Below are 19,612 nucleotides of genomic sequence, written 5' to 3' on the forward strand. Positions count from 1 at the left end.
AACTTTCTACAGCTTTATTTCAGCAAATATAAGATAGATGTTTTTAACTTCATCGGTTTTACTGGCTTATTTAGCAGTAAGATCCCTCTTTTTTTCGCCTTGGCTTTTAGCTCCTCGCTGTAGTTGGCGGTGATCATTAATATTGGGAGATCAAACTCTCGGTTTTGATTGATCTCGATAGCGACATCTAAACCATTAATATCATCATCTAAGTGATAATCGACAATCAAAATATCTGCGCTGTCAGACGTGATATCTACTTTCTCTTTGAGACTCTCCAGACTGGTTGCAGTAATAACCTGACACTGCCACCCATTGAGCAGTTGAGACATGGCATCACATATACTGGCGTCGTTATCGATAAGCCAGATTTTGCGCTCGGCAAGATCGGTATTGGCTAATACTCGGCTAAGTTTATCATCGGCTCTGTGGTTACTGATCACCTCTCCAATCGGGACTGTTACAGAGAATACTGAGCCTTTTCCTTGTGTTGAGTGTACTTGGATAGGGTGGCCTAAAACCTTGGAGATCTTATCGACGATGGCCAAACCTAAACCTAAACCATTACTGAAGGCCGTTTGTGATGACTTTAATCGTTTAAACTCTTCAAAAATTTCAGTTAGCTGGTTTTTAGCAATCCCGGCACCATTATCCCATACCTGAATTACTATCGTGTTACCTTGGCGTCTACAACCCAGCAGGACTTTGCCTTTATCTGTATACCTAAAGGCGTTAGAGAGAAAGTTACGCAGTATTCGCGCCAGTAAAACGCTGTCAGTGTGAACTACGGCGTTAGATGAGACATGGCGTAGCTCAACACCAAATTGGTCAGTGATCTGTTGATACTCATTAGCGAGATTATTAAGGAGTTCGCCAAGGTTAAATGCGCTTTTATCGGCTTTTACCACACCGGCATCAAGCTTAGAGATATCAACGAGTGTACTAATAAGGTTCTCCAGATCGTCTAAGGAGCTTGAGATGGACCCTAATAGTGAAAATGATTTTATGTCTGATACTTGCTCGGCGAGTGAGCTGGTAAAAAGCTGTGCAGCATTAAGGGGTTGTAACAGGTCGTGGCTAACGGCAGCGAGAAACTTGGTCTTTGAGATATTGGCTATTTCCGCTTCACTTTTTGCTGCGGTTAAATTCAGTTGAGCTTGACGTCGCTCCTCAACTTCAACTTGAAGTACATCGTTTAAATTTTGCAGTTGGGAGGTACGCTCTTTTACTCTAAGCTCCAGTTGGTCATGGGCTTTTTGCAGTGCTAAGGCGTTATTTCTTCTTGCTGTAATGTCTCTTACTAGCACAAAGAAACCCAGCACTGCACCTGTGTTATCTCTGTTTGGTACATAGGATTTAAGCAGGTGAGCAGGCTGGCCTGCACTATTTAACTCCTCAATTTCAAAACTGACACTTTCCCCTTTTAAGGCGCGATCCACATAGGGTTGCAGTTGTATAAAGTCCCCATGGATACGGCTTTGCTCTAGTTCAAGACCATAGAGCTCACCTTTCGCCCAGCCATACCAATCAACATAGACCTGGTTAGTAAATTGGAATTTTAGATCTGAGCCCACATAGGCGATCATAGCAGGCACGTTATCAGTAATTAGCCTTAACCAGCTCTCACTCTTCTTCAAAGACTCAGCATATCGATGGCGAGTGGTGATATCGGTAAAGGTTTTGATCAGTTTGCCATTTTTTAAGCGATGATCTCGGATCTCAATCACAGAGCCGTTAGAGAGGGTCTGAACATAGTGATCGTCTTGTGTATTTGATTTGGGCTCAAGCTCCAGCTCGGTAGAGTTTTGCAGATTAGTGAAGTAGGGCATAGAGCGTAACTTTTGTGTGGAGAGTTTGCTCATCTCAACAAAGCGTTTGTTCCACACCTCAACTTGATCATGGCTGCTGATCAGTACAACCCCTTGGGAGAGATTATCGACTAGATTTTGCAGTAGTTTCGATTTTTGGGCCATCGCTTTTTCATAACGCTCGCTCTCTGCGACTTTCAGTGCTGTAATGTCTGTGTATAGCATCACCCAGCCGCCTTCACGGGTTCGGCGTTCACTCAGTTGGAACCAGCGATTATCTGAGAGTTTATAGACGGGGCTATTGTCGGCATCTCCTGGATAAGCTTGGGAGATAATACCGCGCGTTTTTGCGAGAGCTTTAAAGTCATTAAGGTTGACGCCTTCCTCAATTTTAAGACCAGATTTTTGCCAGAAATTAACGAAGTGGCTGTTTTGCAGAATGATCCGTCCATCGTTATCGAGTAGTACAAAGGCATCTGAGATACTCTCAATGGCATCAATAAAGCGTTGTTTAAATATATTGGCCTGATCGTTAGCTTGTTTTAGTGCTCGGTTACTGCGCTCGAGTTGCGCTAAGGTATCATTGAGAGCTTGGGTTTTCTCCTTAACTTGCTCAGCGAGCTGCACTGAGTGTTCAAAGGCGGCATAGGGCTCGTCTTGATTGCCGCCTCCCTCCTCAACACGTTTCATCAGGACCTGATTTATCTTCTCTAACTTGCTGTTTTGAAGTTTAAGTCTAGCGACCTCTTCGGCTAAGCTTTGCTCACTCATTAAGCTCTCCAGAGATATAAACACCGGTAAAAGTTTGGTTCAGATGCATGCCGTTGATGTGCTCGCCATAGGTATTAAAGCCAAAAATGCGGTACTGCTTTTGTAACTGTTTTATCTCGTCATTGAGAGCGCGTTGTTCAATCTCAAGTCGCCTGAGAAAGCAGTCACAGGCGAGTACCAGTTCAGGTTTATCAAACCTCTGTTCGAGTGTCTCTAATTTCCCCGACAGGGAAGTAATAATGTTACTCATCTCGACAGCACTAAGGACGATGCCTTCATCCACGGCGCAATAGAAAGTGAGGCTGAGATCGGTTTTATTCACTTTTTGTATGGAGCGGATATAGTAATTGCCACCAATTTTGACCGCTAATGGGTGGAGTGAGAAAATTTCAGGACTGAGATCGTTGATATCGACCCCTAAGAAACGGGCATACTCCAGTGCCGCAGGCTCTGAGTTAAGTTCATAAACAGTACGGCTCTTGGCATCTGCTGCGGTAACCACAAGTTTCTCAATCGAGGATTTAATGTGGTTGCAGTTGAACACTTCGAACTGACATAGGGTATTAACCATAATGACAATGGCTGCTTGTTGAACAAACTTTCCTTGGTGATACACATGGGTATTGGCAAGGTTAATGTCATCGCCCGCAGAGCCGCCAAAGTGGGGAATACCGTTAGCGGCCGAGTTCAAGATACTGAGTAACTGCTCCTCTTTGGTAGACAGTCCATCAATTAAGGTTAACATAAAGGTGTTGTTTTTTATCTCTGTAAGCTGCTTTGAACTACAGGTTTCCAGTAGTCGGTTGACTTTAGTTTGCGCGGTGATCAGGCTGAAAGTCTCGATAGAATCAATTAGCTCTGCACTGACGGCAAAATAGTCCGGAGAGAACCAGATTGCGACGATAGAGTGCTGCTCGTAACCTTCGCAGGTTAACTCTCCGGCCGTGGTGCAGCCAGCAAGCTCTACACTGTTAAACTGTTTACTCATCGCTTTAGCCAGCGTGTCGAGTGGGTAAACCACTGAGCAGTAAAACAGCACAAAGCCATCTTGAGGTTGACCAAGTTGTTCAAATATCTCCAGACTCGCCTGTTGTGGATTATCATCTCTACTGACTGCATATTTTGTTTTTATTCTAGTCATTTTCTACCCTGTTACTGACTGACATCTTATTTTTGTTATCAAAGTTGTAATGTCATTTCTAGTGGTCAAAAGTGTCATTATCGAGTGGTTAAGCGCTGTAGTTCTCTTATAAAGTCGACTAAGTTTCTGTCTGTTATTTGACTTAAACTCCTTTTAAGTTCCTTTTGTTTATCGCTGTCAAAAGCAAGATGTAACATCTGTAATTTTCGCTTAGCTAAGGTTAATGCATCAGCGATAAACGTCGTTTCTTCCGCAATACCTTGGAGCGAACTGCTGACGGTTTCCCCTCGAGAGCTCGTGTTAATATCGAACGCGCTATAGAGGATTAACTCTTTAGTATCATCACGGTATAAACTGGCGATGCTATAACACTCCCCGTTTAACCTTGGCTGCAAAAACAGCGATGAAGCCCCCAATACAAAACTTGTCAGCCAAGCTGTTAACTGATTAACGTCATTAATAGGGACAGAGCAGATCCAATGCTCCTCACTCTTGGCTTGGGACGCTTTTGTTACATTAACGTTAAATGCAGGCGAGTGCTCGTTTTCTTTTGATTGATTAAGCTTTAGGTAGAGAGTGTGAAGAGGTTGAGGGAGCTTACTCTGTTTGCAATAACCGTTTACTGCAGAGCTCGTTTTAGATTCATAGTGTTTTAGTTGCCCCTGACAAATAGCTGATGGTATTGCTAAAGGTTCATGGACTGAGCTGAATACTTTTTTGAGAGAAGCGTTGAGAGTTGGGGCTTCATTGTGCTCCTGCTTTTGCTTCCTATTAGATTGAATGTGAGCCAAAAGGCTGCTTAATGGAGGCTGTTTAAGCTGCTCAAGCAAGTTACACTGTTTAACTTTAAAATGAGTATTACGTAAGGTATGAAATTGAATAATGTTATTGATCTGCTCTGGATACCTAGGGTTACGCCTGTCAGGGATTGTGGGCTCAAGGTTTTGAGTCGATAGATAGTGTAGAAGACTTTCTTGAGTTTGCTGAATTTGATTGGGTCGACTGATAACGCGAAGCGCAAACTGTTGCAGATTATTAAAGTCTGTGGAGATGGCTAGTATTTTTGTACCAGCCTTATCGACTAAAGCCACTAACTCATCGAACTGGGCAAGAATAAGGTTGAGATAGCCCGAATCTAGCCACCAAGTATAGATTTTTTCTGGAGACTCTTGGTATGTTTGAGCTTCTCCTTTCTTTGAAGATGTATGGGCGGAAGCATCTGATTTAGCAACTGAAGTACTTAAATCGGCTTTCGCACTTAGCTTTGATTGACTTAATCGTGTCAGGGCCTTGTCTAGAAGCCCATGTAGCTGGGCTATCTCATAGTTATCTGGTAATACGGTAAACAGCTCAATTTTACTTGCTTGATAATGTGTCTGGTGATATTCGATGATAGAGCCCAGTGTTAACTGCCCAAGTGTGTTACTGACTCCACCATAGCAGTGGATCCGCTGTGGGGCTGTATCGCCTCTGAGGATCTGCATCTGCTCAAGGTGGGCAGGCTTGCGCTCACAACCCTTCAACTCTTGAAAGATAACCCCGCACTGGTTGCCATCATAAACCTCTTTAGTGAGATCATCTTGAGTGATAACAGGAGATAATATGCCATGGATTAAATATTCCAGAGCAAGCTCAAAATCATATCTGTTATCACTGGTGCAGTGAAAGCAGGTGTATTCATCTAAGGTCGACGCGTTGATGCTAGCACTTGTCAGTGAGGTAAGCTGAAACAGGGTACTTAGGTGGGGGAAATCTATGCTGCGTCTAAAGACTAGATGTTCTAGCGCATGAGTTAAGCCGGAGTCGTCATAACTTGGTGTCTTGATAAAAAAAACTGCGTTATATGCTGTACTTATCTTTTTGGACTCAGGTGCAGATTGAGGCGCTGTTTGTGAGCTTAAGGGGTTAAGCTCCTCTTGCTGTTTTATATCCAGATGGAGAAGGCCTGAGCTGTGTCGGTATCTAGTTGCTGTATATTCATGAAAGCTCAATACCTCCTCTTGTTGAAATTGGTTGCTCATAATTTAACTAAAGCGATATCCGCGACTCGTTTACGGTGTTTGATGGCATTTTTCGGTGCGCTCGCTTGTTCGATGGCCTGAGCGATGAGGTGGTGGTCTTCCGATTTACTGCAAACAGGATCGGTTCGGTTCATATCGCCGGTCAACATAAATGCTTGGCAGCGGCATCCTCCAAAGTCTTTCTCTTTTTCATCACAATCCTTACAGGGCTTAGGCATCCAACTCTCCCCCCTGAAATGGTTAAAAGAGAAATCGTTTTGCCAGATCTCTGTGACTGTTTTATCCATTACATTAGGAAAAGTGAGCGGGAGTATCTTGGCGCTGTGGCAAGGGAGTGCACTGCCATCTGGGGTTATGGTAAGAAATGTACTTCCCCAACCATTCATACAAGCCTTTGGGCGATCCTCATAATAATCAGGAGTAACAAAGATAAACTGAGGCCCTTTATTATCTTGTTGAGCACGAAATTGATTGACGGTCTCTTCGGCTTGGCGAAGCTGGGCTTGAGAGGGAAGCAAGTGATCGCGATTATCATATGCCCAACCGTAGTATTGCGCTGTTGCCAACTCAACATAATCGGCATCTAGCTGACAACTTAAGGCTAAGATTTGCGGGATCTGCGCGATGTTCTGTTTAGAGATCACGAAGTTTAGCACCATAGGGTAACCTTCTGATTTCACCACCTCGGCCATCTTTAGTTTCTGCTCAAACGCTTTCCCCCGTCCAGCTATTGCATCATTGAGCTGAGGATCTGCCGCTTGAAAGCTTATTTGAATATGATCCAGCCCCGCTAGTTTTAACTGTTTGATCCGTTTCTCTGTCAGCCCAATCCCAGAGGTGATTAGGTTGGTATAAAAACCTAGCTTGCGACCATGTTCGACTAAGATCTCCAGATCTTTTCGAAGTAGAGGTTCTCCTCCTGAAAACCCAAGCTGAACAGAACCAAGCTCTCTTGCTTGACTGAGTACATCAAGCCAAGCTTCAGTGGTTAACTCATCCTCTCTTTTGCCTAAGTCCGTAGGGTTAGAGCAGTAAGCACAATGGAGAGGGCACTCGTAGGTTAGCTCAGCTAAAAGCCAGAGTGGTGGGCCAACGCTGGTATTCTCAGACATAGCTTATCCATCTTTTTTCTTGTGCAACCAGTAAAAACTCTTCGATATCATGGCGAATGTCACCAGCCTGTGGAAACTTGTGTTGCAGCTGTTTATGTATCTCATCAACAGAGGCGCTGCCGTCAACAAGTTGCAATATCTCAGCAGCACTTTCGTTGAGCTTAACCATGCCTTCGGGGTAGAGAAGGACAAAGCAGCCTTGGGCTTTTTCAAACTGTAATCTAAACAGTGGATTCATCTTTGGTACCGTCAGTGTCATCAGAAGATCCCTTTATGATAGACAGGCGCATCAATAAGCTGTGAATAGGGCGCACGCTCATACTGATAAGCTAATGTCATTGCATCTAACATGGACCAAAGAATATCGAGTTTAAACTGCAAAATATTCAGTGCATGCTCCTGCTGCTCTCGGGTCGTAAAATGTGCCAAAGTGATCGCTAAGCCATGATTAACATCTCGCCTTGCTTGAGAGAGTCGCATCTGAAAGTAGCTTAATCCTTCGGATTTTATCCAAGGGTAGTTTTCTGGCCAGGTATTAAGGCGACTTTGGTGTATCTCTGGCGCAAACATCTCGGTAAGTGATGAGCAGGCCGCCTCTTGCCATGAGGCTCGTCTGGCAAAATTCACATAGGCATCGACCGCGAACCGAACCCCTGGCAGGATATACTTTTCATCTAGCATATCTTGTCTATTCAGTCCCACCGCTTCACCGAGTTTTAGCCAAGCCTCGATACCACCTAAGGTGTTATCTTCAATTGAACCATCATGATCCACTATACGTTGGATCCACATGCGGCGAGTTTTTACATCGCGACAGTTTGCCAGTATGGCTGCATCTTTAACGGGAATATTGATCTGATAATAGAAGCGGTTGGCAACCCAACCTCTGATCTGTTCAACGCTGCACTCACCTTTATGCATCATCTTATGGTAGGGATGGTGTATATGGTAAAGCGACCCTTTATCTTTGAGTTTTTGTTCGAATTCTTCTTTAGTCCAGGCTTGCATTGTTACCTCTATATGAATATTTCCATACCGTCGGTCGCGATCTCAACACCGTTATTAATCACATAACTGTGCTCTGCAGACTCTTCATTTAAAATAGGGTTTGTATTGTTAATATGGATCAGTATTTTGTGTTTAATATCAAATTTTTTCAGCAGTGCTACAGTGCCAAACTCACCATTTACTGGCATATGTCCCATGTCTGAACCTAGCTTATTACTAAAGCCTTTGGCTATCATTTCATCGTCTAACCAAAGCGTACCATCGATTAAGGCGCATTCGGCGTCAGCTAACATGGCTTCTACAAGCGAGTTTGATTTGACGATGCCTGGTGCATAAAAGAGATACTTTCCAGTATTGCTATCAAGAATTTTGAGGCCAATATTATTGCCGGGTACGATGTCATCACGGTAGGGAGAGTAGGGTGGTGCATTCGATTCTAATGGGACGGGATAAAACACCAAGCCTGATACCTGTTCAACAGTAAAGGGAGTTTGAGGATCTGTTCCTATGGCTCGATGTGTCAGTCCGCCATGCCAATGACTCAGTAGGTTAAAAAGTGGATAAGCTCCAGATAAGTCTTCATGAACAACATCAGTGCAGTAAACAGGAAGAGGGAGTCCCTCTCTAAGGGTCAGTAGACCTGTGGTGTGATCGATTTGGCTATCAGAGAGCACTGCAGCTCTTATCTTTGTGCCTCTTTGACCTTCATCGGGCCAGAGTTGTGGTGATTGATTGATCTGTTGACGTATATCTGGAGAGGCATTGATCAGTACCCAGTTTTCGCCGTCTGGACTGACCGCTATTGAGGATTGGGTCCTTGCTTGGGCTTTTATGCGCCCACTACGTACTCCTTCACAATTATCGCAATGACAGTTCCATTGCGGGAATCCGCCACCCGCTGCTGAACCAAGAATGAGTATCTGCATAGAGCAAGTGTCCTCTTTTATTGTTATTATTTTTATAAAAAAATCCCCACAACCTAAGGTTATGGGGATTTTTGTTTAACGGTTACTGATATAAAGAGTAACTTCAAAACCTAGACGCATATCTTCAAATTTTGGTTTGGTCCACATCGCTTGCTCCTCCACGGTTATTTTATGTATTACTGTATTCCAATATAAAAGCTGCTAAAAAAATAAAACATTATACTTTGGGCGGAAAAAAGGACGAAAATGCCCCTAAACTTCACTTTTTGAACAATAAATCACACCCTTATTATCACTTACTGGTTTTACTCGAGAAGGTTTACTGCCTTTTTGACCATATCGTTCTACTACACATAATTTAGGACTCTCTATGGTCACTAAACATTCAAGGCATTGAATACATTCACTGTAATTGATAGTTCCATTATTGTTAATCGCCTCTATACCGCACTTTTTTCGCTGGCACAGATGACAAGGTGCGCCGCACTCTTTTCGCCTAGTTAACCACTTAAACAGAGGGTAACGTCCTAGCAGAGCAAGACCTGCGCCCAGTGGACAAAGATAACGGCAGTAGAACTTATGGATCTTCAAACTAAGCAGAAGTAGCACGACGGCATAGAGTGTAAACGGCCAGTAACGAATAAAGTTTAAGGTAATACTGGTTTTAAAGGGCTCCACTTCTGCCAGTTGCTCTGCCAGTGTGAGGGAGTAAAACGCCGTTGCGACTAAAGTGAATAGGATAAGATATTTGAGCATTCGTCCATACTTGTCAGCCTTTGGGTTGACCTGTATCTGCTTGATGTTTAATTTTTGAGCCAGCAGGGCCATAAACTCCTGCAGGGCACCAAAAGGGCATAGCCAGCCACAAAAGAGGCCTCTTCCCCAGAGGAAGAGAGTCACAAACACAAATACCCATAGAATAAAGATAATGGGATCGAATAGAAAAACCTCCAACTGAAAGCCATTAGCGATAGAGAGCAGCAAGGTATAGATGTTTACCACCGAGAGTTGCCCTTGGCTGTAGTAACCGATAAAGCCGACCACGAATAGCAAAGCAAGGTTTCGAATTGAGTGGGTGAGCTTGGCATTAGAAGCAAGCGATTGCTGCTTTATGAAGATGAGTGTTAGCAGAAACAGATAGAGTGAGAACACCGCTATCTCTATCTGTCTACTTTGCCAAATGGTTAGCCAGAGTGGAGTTTGTGGGATTAAAGTGTCTGGCGATATCTGCTTTGCAAATAGTTGCTCAGGTAGTTGAATTTTGTTGAGGAATTTGTGCTGCTTTTGGCTTAAAAAAGATTGGTTATAGAACACAGACAGGCCTAATTCAAACTGACTGTGTAGCTCAAAGCCAGATTGAGACTTTATTCTAAATACCTTGAGATCAGTAAACTCAGGCATATCTGTATTAAATAGAGGTTCGCTGAAGCTGTAAAAATCGATATCGCGTAGATCCACTGGAAATCCATTTTGCTCGGCGCTTAATCGATTAGAGACTGTTTGGGGGATAAATTCCTCGCTGATAAATGAGTATTGGCCACAATTTAATAGCATCAAGGCGTATTCACCTGGTTTTAGATTCTCTAATAGGCGCTGATATTCTCGCTCACCTAAAAGATTCTTTCCTATGATAGGTATATTTACAAAACCAAAATAGAGATCGATAAAAGGGGCCTTTCCTGCTAACTCACTTTCTTCTGTCAGTCGCTCAATCTCATTGATAAGTTCACGGGGTAGAGCGCTGAGTTCTATTTGGGATGATTGCCAGTGTTGAAGGTAACCAGATTCAAGTAATTCATCAAAGCCCATAGGGGTAAAGTAATCTGGTTTTATGATATAGGGAGAGGCTGCTACAAAGCCCTCAAGCTTAGCTCTAGCCACTTTGAGCGCCGAGGCTAAAATGGTGTCATTGATCACCATCACTGACACTGTTGCGCGAGTGACACCGTCAAAGTAGGTGGCTTGTTGAGAGGTTTTATCCTGACTATTAATGATAAAGCGCTCTTTGACCGAATGTCCCTTGTATTGCTCTACGAAGCTGAACATGGATGACTCACCTAATCCATGTAAAAATATCGGTTCATGATGTTTAATGACCTGAAGTCCTGACATGACGCCTTTGGTATCGAGTCCGATGAGCAGGTTAATAGACTCGCCAGAAAAGCCGATAAAGTCAGTGAGCTCATCGGTTTCAAATACATAACCTAAGAGTTGATTGAGTTGATAGACTGGGGTGACTGGTAATACTTTATCTTGCAAACCGATTCTTGTTGCAGTTGGAAAAAGTTGGGTTATCTCTGCTGGGATCTCTGTGACATCACTATTGGCTAAACTTATAGAGGTGAGAAAAGGGAGCGTTAACATCAAAAGGAGGCTGAAGTTGGGAAAGTGACCGAGTCTTATCCACCTTAAAAGTGCCATGTTAACGCCCCGAAAGCTTTACTATTTTTGGCCCACACATTTTATGTGTGGGCCGTTTGCCTTGGTGTTGAAATAAAAGCGACTAGAAGAAACCGAGTGGGCTAGTACTGTAGCTCACGAGCAGGTTCTTAGTTTGCTGATAATGATCTAGCATCATCTTATGTGTCTCACGACCAATACCGGATTTCTTATAACCACCGAATGCGGCATGAGCGGGATAGAGATGGTAACAGTTTGTCCATACACGTCCTGCTTGTAGGCCTCGTCCCATTCGGTAGGCAAGGTTAGTATCACGTGTCCAAACACCAGCACCTAAACCGTAAGCTGAATCGTTTGCGATGGCTAGCGCTTCAGCCTCATCTTTAAAGGTGGTTACCGCTATCACAGGGCCAAAGATCTCCTCTTGGAAGATTCTCATGGAGTTATCTCCTTGGAGAATAGTCGGTTGTACATAGAAACCATTTCCAAGCGAGTCTTCTAAGTTTTCCTGATCGCCGCCAGTTAATACTTTTGCTCCCTCTTGATTGCCTATTTTCAAGTAACCCATGATCTTATCAAACTGCTCTTGGGATGCTTGAGCACCAACCATAGTGGTGGTGTCGAGTGGGTTGCCACGTATGATCTCTTTGGTTTTTTGTAGCACTTTAGCCATAAACTCATCGAAGATATCTTCCTGCACTAATGCGCGAGATGGACAGGTACAGACCTCACCTTGGTTAAAGAAGCCTAATACAAAACCTTCGGCGCACTTATCAAGATAATCATCTTCATGCTGAGTCACATCACCAAAATAGATGTTAGGTGACTTACCGCCTAACTCGACCGTAGAGGGGATTAAGTTCTCAGCTGCACATTTTAAGATGTGTCCACCTACTGCCGTAGAGCCTGTAAAGGCGATTTTAGCGATACGAGTGCTGGTGGCCAGTGCTTCCCCGGCCTCTCTACCATAGCCATTGACTACGTTCAGTACCCCAGCAGGTAGTAGATCTTCAATTAACTCCATTAGCAGCAAAATACTCGCAGGGGTTTGCTCAGCAGGTTTAAGCACAATGCAGTTTCCTGCAGCCAATGCTGGAGCTAGCTTCCATGCTGCCATCAGTAGTGGGAAGTTCCAGGGGATAATCTGACCGACAACCCCTAGTGGCTCATGGAAGTGGTAAGCTACTGTGTCTTTGTCTATCTCTGACAGGGTGCCTTCTTGAGCACGGATACATCCTGCATAGTAGCGGAAATGATCTGAGCTTAATGGCAGATCTGCAGCTAAGGTTTCACGTACGGCTTTACCGTTATCCCACGTCTCAGCGACGGCCAAAGCCTCTAGATTTTCATCGATGCGATCGGCAATCTTTAATAAGATGTTTGAGCGCTCTTGTACTGAGGTGTTGCCCCATGCTTCTTTAGCGCTGTGAGCAGCATCTAATGCAAGCTCAATATCTTGTGCGCATGAGCGAGGTATTTTACAAAACTCTTCACCGGTAACTGGGGTCGTATTGCTAAAATAGACGCCTTTTACTGGCGGTACCCACTTACCACCGATAAAGTTTTCATATTGCGCTTTAAAAGAAACTATTGAATTGTCGCTACCCGGATATGCATAAATCATATTTCACCTCGAATCTAGACCTGCCAGAGTTTGCCTCTTTTCCATGGTCTTGTTTTTGTTTGCTCTGGGGTAATCCAAAGCTTCTTGATGATTCATAGTAGTCCTGCGCTGCAAGACAAAACATGATCCCTTGGCACAAAAAAACTCATACTTTAGAAGGAAGTTAGTATGATGAAATGTTAAAAAGCCATGATTTATAGCGATAAAACCTGACATACATTAAGGGCATTGGGCATTGATGCAAAAATAGAAAGGGCTGTCAGTGACAGCCCTTTTACAGGTATGACTTGCTATGGACAGCTTTTAGCTTTTAGGTAGCTTAAAGGTCCAGACACTACCGCCTTGATTTAGATGCTTAATACGCTTGGCCACATCGCCTCCCCAAAGAGGTACTGCGCCGCCCCAACCTGAGAGGACTGAAACATACTGCTCACCATCCATGTCCCAGGTAACAGGAGATCCAACGATGCCAGAACCAGTATTGAACTTGTATTTAAGCTCACCTGTCTTGGCATTAAAAGCCAGCAGATATCCTTCAGGGTTACCCATAAAGACGAGGTTACCAGCTGTAGTTAGTACACCTCCCCAAAGAGGGGAGTAGTTTTTGTAACGCCAGACCTCTTTACCTGTTTTAGGATCTATCGCTTTAAGTACACCAATATAGTCATCATTAATCGCTTTAATCGTAAAGCCAGCACCTAAATAGGCAGCGCCTTTTTTATAGGCGGTTGGTTCATTCCAGATGTCCATCTCCCACTCATTTGAGGGGACATAGAAGAGCTCTGTATCTTGGCTATAGGCCATCGGCATCCAGTTTTTTCCTCCTAGGAAGGAGGGAGCTGCAACAACGGTTTTACCCTGTTTACCATCCGCTGAATCCATAGGATTACCCGGGCGATTGGCATCAACAAAAATAGGTCGGCCGTTTTCATCTAAGCCTGAAGCCCATGAGATCTTATCGGAGAAAGGGAAGCCGCGGATAAAGTCGCCATTTTCACGGTTGAGTACGTAGAAAAAGCCATTACGGTCGGCGGTTGCTGCCGCTTTAATGGTTTTACCTTTCTCTTTGTAATCAAATGGGATCAGCTCATTGACTCCATCATAATCCCAGCCATCATGTGGCGTGGTCTGAAAATGCCAGACAATCTTTCCTGTGTCGGGATCGATAGCTAAGCGTGACGCTGAGAAGTAGTTGTCACCTGGACGCAGGTGTGAGTTCCATGGCGCAGGGTTACCTGTACCGAAGAAGAGGAGATCCACATCGGCATCATAAGTTCCTCCAAGCCATGGCGCTGCGCCGCCAGATTTCCACAGATCCCCAGGCCAAGTTTGACCGGGTTTGCCTCCGGAGATCCCATTATCGACCTTTTTGCCATTTTTCCAGATATAGCCCATATGGCCTTCGACCGTAGGGCGCTCCCATACGATTTGACCATTTTTAGCATCATAGGCTCTGACTTTACCGACTATGCCGAACTCACCACCAGAGACACCGGTTATAATCTTGCCTTTGACGACAATTGGTGCTGCAGTGATTGAGTAGCCGGCTTTGTAGTCTTCAACTTTCTTCTTCCATACGACTTTGCCAGTATCTTTATTTAGTGCAACGAGCTTAGCGTCTAAGGTGCCAAAAATTACAAGGTCATCATAGAGGGCTACACCACGGTTGATCACATCACAGCAGGGCATGATCCCATCGGGTAATCTAGCGTCATATTGCCACAACTCTTCGCCTGTTCTGGCGTCGATGGCGTATACACGCGAATAGGAGCCAGTAATATACATGACGCCATCTTTGATCATTGGCTGTGATTCTTGACCACGTTGTTTCTCGCCCCCTAAGGAGAAAGCCCAAGCGGGTCGCATCTCTTTAACTGTACTGGTATTAATCTTAGTAAGAGGGCTATATCTTTGACCTTGTAGTCCCATTCCATAAGAGACAACATCATCTGTTGTCATCTGGTCGTTAGCGATATCCTTATTGGTTACATTAGCACTCGCAGTACCACAGAGTGCTAATGTAATACAAAGAGATAATGATAACTTATTATTTTTGCGTGTTTTTATCATTGTATTTCCTCACGGGATCGTGTCCAGTTAACCTTAGGTGTAGCGTGTTATATATTGTTAGCAATTTGGCAAAGCCGTAATCTTGCCTTAATCACTAACTAGTTCAGCTATCCTACGGAAGCTCTGAAACGAGCAGTTTGTGGTAGCTTGGTTATACAGCGTAAAACGTATCTATCTGCTCGCCTATTGCACCCCATAGGGATTTGTATCATCACTTAGTAGGACAACTAAGGATGAGTTTTAGCCGGAAGGTAGAGCTCAGGAGTTTGGTAGATAGCGTGATACTTGGAAAATATCTTCTCCATCTCACCTTGCTTGATCATGCTTTCAACGATATCGCCAATGGCATAGCCTAGCTGCCTGTATTGACTCTTGATAGCCATGCCAATATCCCACTGTTGCCGCCCCATCATAGGAAAAGCATTTTGCGCTAATGGGTATTTTGTGGTGTCAATCTCCTGCTGAAAATGGCTTATTTGGCTTCTAAGTCCCATGGCGGCATCCACTTCGCCTTGTCGCATTGCATCGATAGCTAAGGGGATGGATGAGAAGTGCTTGGCTCGCTCACGCATTCGACCACCAAAGGCTGATGTCAGATAAAATTGGGGGATTGAGTCAACTTCGACACCGATATCATGGTATTGAAACACGGCAATGGTGGAGACGGATTCTATCTGTGTTGAGTTATAGATGATCTGCCACGATTCAGTATGGTAGGGGGCAAACATATGTACCTGTTCATGGACAAGCTCACCGATATCATCACGCATCAAGGAGTAGGCTTTGTCATAGGGGACTCGCAGCATTAGATCGGCAACACTTCGTTTTAGAAAGTGGCCTTTCCAGAGGTTGTTTCTTAAATCATCCTCTACATTCTCATCGGCTGTCATCCACCTTAGGCGTAGCTCAAGTCCCAACTCCTTAGCTATTTGATGAGCGAGATCAATATCGATCCCGTAAGCTGCGTCATCAATTTGATAGGAGAAGGGGGCAAAATCACGATAGACAGCCACAGTGATGTATTGGCTCTCTATAATGTCATCAAATGATCTAGCTACTAAGCTCGGGGCTGTGAGTACGCAAGTGAGTAGGCAAAGTCCCAGAGCCAGTGAGTTAATTCTCTTCACTGACAGACTCTAACCAGGTCCGGATAGCCCAAAGCGCTTCTTGAGTAAGATGCTCTGTCATCTTGGGCATGTAGACAGCGCCATTACGTACTGCGCCATTTTGAACTCGATATCCGTACCATTCATCGCCATCGAGATCGGGAGCCAGTTGTCTAAGATCTGGTGCTATTCCGCCAGAGATCCCCTCTAAGCCATGACAACGTGCGCAGTTTTGGTTATAGGCCGAGGCTCCGATCCGCAAAATATCACTCTGTTTATCGCTATTTTGATCTCGGTATGGGTTCTCCTCTAGCCACTCTTCACCAAGTTGTGGCAGCGATGTTGTATCAATGGATTGTGGCGTAACAGGTCCATGGGCGGAAACATTGAAAGCGCCGACAATAAATATACTTGCCAATAGGAACTTTCTTTTTACGCTAACTATTTTCATCTCAAATCCACCTTTATCATCGTAATTTCTGATTTCATGCATAAATACTAACCAGCAAATATGCCATTCCGAATTACACTTTGGCCTAATTCGTTCTCCTCCTTTAGTAGGAGAAATGATAGCGAAAACCTGTTGTTGCCAATAAAATTAATATTTTACAGTTGGTTACATTGTTGTGGCTTTGTTGCGTCCAGGTTTTGTAGTTCGAGGTTTCTTCTATATGCTGGTTAACAAGAGATAATTTTGGGAATAGGGCTGGAGAGGTAAGGGTGAGAAAAACCAATATCAGATTGAAGTGCTGCTGTTTTTTATCACTCTTTTATCTATCCCCATTACTGGCGGCGAGTGATAACAGTGTTATTGAGATAAACATTAACTATTTAAAGCTGAATCAAGCTAAGTCTCCGGCGCTTTCAAATGTGATTGATATGGCGCGCGATAGCGGAGAACGAGGCGCTGAGCTGGCGGTTAATGACTCAAATACCACAGGTAAGTTTCTTAAACAGAATTTTGAACTGAACTATGTAGAGTTTGATTCAGCCAAAGTCCTATTGGCACACTTTTCCGCTGAGGTTAACGCTGGTCAGTCATATTTTATTTTAGATGTGCCTGCTGAGCTTTTGAGCAAAGCAGATGAATGGGCTGAAGATAAGCAGTTACTGATCTTTAATGTCAATGAGACATCGGATCTTCTCAGAGAGAAACAGTGTTTAAGCTCAACCCTTCACACCGTTCCTAGTGATGCAATGAGATCCGATGCCATCGCTCAATGGTTACTCAGCCGACGTTTTAACAAGGTGTTGCTGGTTAGCGGTAAAAATAAGCAAGATATGGCACTAAATAATTCTTTTAAACGTGCAGCTAAACGCTTTGGCATCAAGATATTGGATGAGAAACAGTGGCGTTTTGATACTGATTTAAGGCGAAGTGCGCAGCAGGAGGTACCATTGTTTACCCAAACTCGTGATGATTATGATGTGGTCTATGTGGCTGATAGAACCAAAGACTTTGCCGAATACCTTCCCTTTAATACCTATTTACCACGCCCTGTTGTGGGCTCCGCTGGTTTAGAAGCTTTATCCTGGCATTTCACCATAGAGCAGTGGGGGGCCGCCCAGTTACAAAATCGCTTTAATGCGCTGGCTGAGCGCAACATGAATGAGCTCGATTTTAGTGCCTACCTTGCGGTGAGAAGTATTGCCGAGGCGGTCCATCAACAAAAAACAGCAAGCCCCATAAAGATTATTAACTACATAAAGTCAGATGATTTTCAGTTGGCTGCCTATAAAGGCAGAAAGCTTAGCTACCGCCACTGGAGCGGTCAATTGAGGATGCCTATAGCCCTTGTTCAGCCCCATGGTGTGGTTTCGCTCTCTCCCCAAGCTGGGGTACTTCATCCAGTGACCGAGCTTGATACCTTAGGGTTTGATCGTCAGGAGTCGCAATGTGCTGGTCAAAAGGAGTCAATATGAAGCTAGCAATTATAGCTAATCCACTCGTTGGGATAAGTTGTCTGTTCGCACTTTCGTTACCTGCCGCAGAGCTGGCTTATGTCACCAATGAGAAAGATGATGATATCTCTGTGATTGATTTAGCTAGCCAAAAAGTGATTAAACGTATTCCCGTAGGTCAAAGACCGAGAGGAATAATCTTTAATCATGATAAATCTCTAGCTTATATCTGCGCCAGTGATTCAGATACGATTCAGATCTTAGATCTCGCCACAGAGGAGGTGATTGGCGAGCTTCCCTCTGGTGAAGATCCTGAGACCATTGCGCTGCACCCTGACGGGAAAACTATCTACACCTCCAATGAGGATGATGCGCTACTAACCGTTATCGATATTGCAACTCGTACAGTAAAGACTCAAATAGATGTGGGGGTTGAGCCAGAAGGGTTAGCAGTCAGTCCTGATGGCAAAATTGTCGTGGTTACCTCTGAAACCACCAATATGGTTCATTGGATCAATACCGAAACCTATGAGAATTTCGATAATACCTTAGTGGCTGCGCGCCCAAGATCTGCCATGTTTACTCAAGACAATAAACATCTTTGGGTTAGCTCTGAAATTGGTGGTGAACTGGTGGTGATTGATGTTGCTACAAGGAAGATTGTAAAAACATTCACGTTTGAGGTTAATGGGATCCACAGCGATAGGGTGCAGCCAGTGGGAATTGAGCTGAGCAGAGATGGCCGTTACGCCTTTGTGGCATTGGGTCCTGCAAATCATCTGGCTGTGATAGACAGAAAAACCTTAACTATTGAAAAATACCTGTTGGTAGGAAGGCGGGTATGGCAACTTGCCTTTAACCAAGATCAAAGTTTACTTCTGACGACTAATGGCGTTAGCGGAGATGTCTCTGTAGTCGATGTAGAAAACCTGAAAGTAACCAAATCTATCAAGGTGGGGCGTTATCCATGGGGAGTGATGATTAAGGAGGTTCAATGAGTATCGTGGTGAGAGATCTCTCCTACGGATATGGCAATAAAGAGGTGCTTAAACAGCTAAATTTCTCTTTAGGTACTGGCTTTAATCTACTACTGGGTCCTAACGGAGCTGGAAAGAGTACACTTTTTTCGCTGCTAACTGGCTTGTTTAATCGAGGGCAGGGTGAGATTGAGCTTTGTGGGCTAGATTTAGTTCAGCACAGAAGGGCGGCACTGTCGAAACTTGGCGTGGTGTTTCAACAGAGCACGTTAGATCTCGATCTGAGCGTGAAACAGAATTTGATCTATCAAGGATCGCTGCACGGACTCTCGGCAATGGATTCCCTCAACCGTGTTACACCAATCCTTGAAAAACTGGAGCTATCACAGAGACTGAACGAGCGTGTCAGAGTGTTGAATGGCGGCCACAAACGACGGTTAGAGATCGCCCGAGCCTTGATGCATCGACCTAAAGTGATTCTGCTCGATGAGCCCACCGTTGGTTTAGATACAGACAGTCGACTACTGATTATTGAACACGTTAGACGATTAGCGAAAGAGATGGATATCTGTGTTTTGTGGGCGACACACTTAATGGATGAAGCTAATAGCGATGATGAACTTCTGCTGCTGGACAGAGGTCAAATATGCGCTGCAGGGCAATGTCAGAAGCTTTATACAAAGCATGGAGTTAACGATCTGTTTGAGCTATATCGGAAGTTGACTCAGCAAGTGGAGTTAATGTGA

General features: G+C 44.2%; 16 protein-coding genes. 3 read left to right on the forward strand and 13 right to left on the reverse strand.

All coding sequences use genetic code 11. The features are described from left to right. Positions 1 to 14: 14 nt before the first annotated feature. The 13 genes from SWOO_RS11510 to pedF all read right to left on the reverse strand — a co-directional run bounded on the left by SWOO_RS11510 (position 15) and on the right by pedF (position 16,438). Positions 15 to 2,579, reverse strand: coding sequence for a hybrid sensor histidine kinase/response regulator (locus SWOO_RS11510; protein WP_012324870.1), 2,565 nt, complete (start codon positions 2,577 to 2,579; stop codon positions 15 to 17). Continuing rightward, the gene (nosP, locus tag SWOO_RS11515; RefSeq protein ID WP_012324871.1) at positions 2,572 to 3,720 is read right to left on the reverse strand and encodes a nitric oxide-sensing protein NosP; all 1,149 of its coding nucleotides are present in this window, start codon (positions 3,718 to 3,720) and stop codon (positions 2,572 to 2,574) included. The genes SWOO_RS11510 and nosP overlap by 8 nt, the downstream gene beginning before the upstream one ends. 77 nt (positions 3,721 to 3,797) lie before the next feature. Further along, positions 3,798 to 5,741, reverse strand: coding sequence for an insulinase family protein (locus SWOO_RS11520; protein ID WP_012324872.1), 1,944 nt, complete (start codon positions 5,739 to 5,741; stop codon positions 3,798 to 3,800). Further along, on the reverse strand, positions 5,738 to 6,853 hold the full coding sequence (gene pqqE / locus SWOO_RS11525; protein WP_012324873.1) for a pyrroloquinoline quinone biosynthesis protein PqqE: 1,116 nt from the start codon (positions 6,851 to 6,853) through the stop codon (positions 5,738 to 5,740). Before pqqE ends, SWOO_RS11520 begins: the two co-directional genes overlap by 4 nt. After that, positions 6,846 to 7,112, reverse strand: coding sequence for a pyrroloquinoline quinone biosynthesis peptide chaperone PqqD (gene pqqD, locus SWOO_RS11530; RefSeq protein WP_012324874.1), 267 nt, complete (start codon positions 7,110 to 7,112; stop codon positions 6,846 to 6,848). Before pqqD ends, pqqE begins: the two co-directional genes overlap by 8 nt. Next, a complete protein-coding gene (gene pqqC, locus SWOO_RS11535; protein ID WP_012324875.1) occupies positions 7,112 to 7,861 on the reverse strand; it encodes a pyrroloquinoline-quinone synthase PqqC in 750 nt (249 codons plus the stop codon). The genes pqqD and pqqC overlap by 1 nt, the downstream gene beginning before the upstream one ends. Before the next feature lie 8 nt (positions 7,862 to 7,869). Further along, entirely contained in the window at positions 7,870 to 8,787 is a 918-nt protein-coding gene (gene pqqB / locus SWOO_RS11540) for a pyrroloquinoline quinone biosynthesis protein PqqB (protein ID WP_012324876.1), read from the reverse strand. Between the two features lie 75 nt (positions 8,788 to 8,862). Continuing rightward, positions 8,863 to 8,934 carry a pyrroloquinoline quinone precursor peptide PqqA gene (gene pqqA / locus SWOO_RS25950; protein ID WP_082930703.1) on the reverse strand — a complete coding sequence of 24 codons (72 nt, stop codon included), beginning with the start codon at positions 8,932 to 8,934 and terminating at the stop codon, positions 8,863 to 8,865. Between the two features lie 105 nt (positions 8,935 to 9,039). Beyond that, complete coding sequence (locus SWOO_RS11545; RefSeq protein ID WP_195742886.1) at positions 9,040 to 11,208, reverse strand: NosR/NirI family protein; 2,169 nt, start codon at positions 11,206 to 11,208, stop codon at positions 9,040 to 9,042. Positions 11,209 to 11,290: 82 nt separating this feature from the next. Next, positions 11,291 to 12,811 carry an acetaldehyde dehydrogenase ExaC gene (gene exaC / locus SWOO_RS11550; RefSeq protein ID WP_012324878.1) on the reverse strand — a complete coding sequence of 507 codons (1,521 nt, stop codon included), beginning with the start codon at positions 12,809 to 12,811 and terminating at the stop codon, positions 11,291 to 11,293. A gap of 303 nt (positions 12,812 to 13,114) precedes the next feature. Then, positions 13,115 to 14,881, reverse strand: a complete 1,767-nt coding sequence (locus SWOO_RS11555; protein WP_012324879.1) for a PQQ-dependent methanol/ethanol family dehydrogenase — start codon at positions 14,879 to 14,881, stop codon at positions 13,115 to 13,117. Between the two features lie 227 nt (positions 14,882 to 15,108). Then, entirely contained in the window at positions 15,109 to 16,008 is a 900-nt protein-coding gene (locus tag SWOO_RS11560) for a substrate-binding periplasmic protein (protein ID WP_012324880.1), read from the reverse strand. Beyond that, positions 15,995 to 16,438, reverse strand: coding sequence for a cytochrome c-550 PedF (gene pedF / locus SWOO_RS11565; RefSeq protein WP_041418123.1), 444 nt, complete (start codon positions 16,436 to 16,438; stop codon positions 15,995 to 15,997). The genes SWOO_RS11560 and pedF overlap by 14 nt, the downstream gene beginning before the upstream one ends. Before the next feature lie 269 nt (positions 16,439 to 16,707). On the opposite strand from pedF, the gene SWOO_RS11570 reads away from it, so the two are divergent. From SWOO_RS11570 to SWOO_RS11580, 3 genes are read left to right on the forward strand one after another with little or no spacing between them, the layout of a single operon-like run. Then, entirely contained in the window at positions 16,708 to 17,910 is a 1,203-nt protein-coding gene (locus SWOO_RS11570) for an ABC transporter substrate-binding protein (RefSeq protein WP_012324882.1), read from the forward strand. Beyond that, positions 17,907 to 18,887, forward strand: coding sequence for a PQQ-dependent catabolism-associated beta-propeller protein (locus SWOO_RS11575; RefSeq protein ID WP_012324883.1), 981 nt, complete (start codon positions 17,907 to 17,909; stop codon positions 18,885 to 18,887). Before SWOO_RS11570 ends, SWOO_RS11575 begins: the two co-directional genes overlap by 4 nt. Beyond that, positions 18,884 to 19,612, forward strand: a complete 729-nt coding sequence (locus tag SWOO_RS11580; protein WP_041417613.1) for an ATP-binding cassette domain-containing protein — start codon at positions 18,884 to 18,886, stop codon at positions 19,610 to 19,612. The genes SWOO_RS11575 and SWOO_RS11580 overlap by 4 nt, the downstream gene beginning before the upstream one ends.

It is taken from the genome of Shewanella woodyi ATCC 51908, from assembly GCF_000019525.1.
In the GTDB taxonomy this organism is placed as follows: Bacteria; Pseudomonadota; Gammaproteobacteria; order Enterobacterales; family Shewanellaceae; genus Shewanella; species Shewanella woodyi.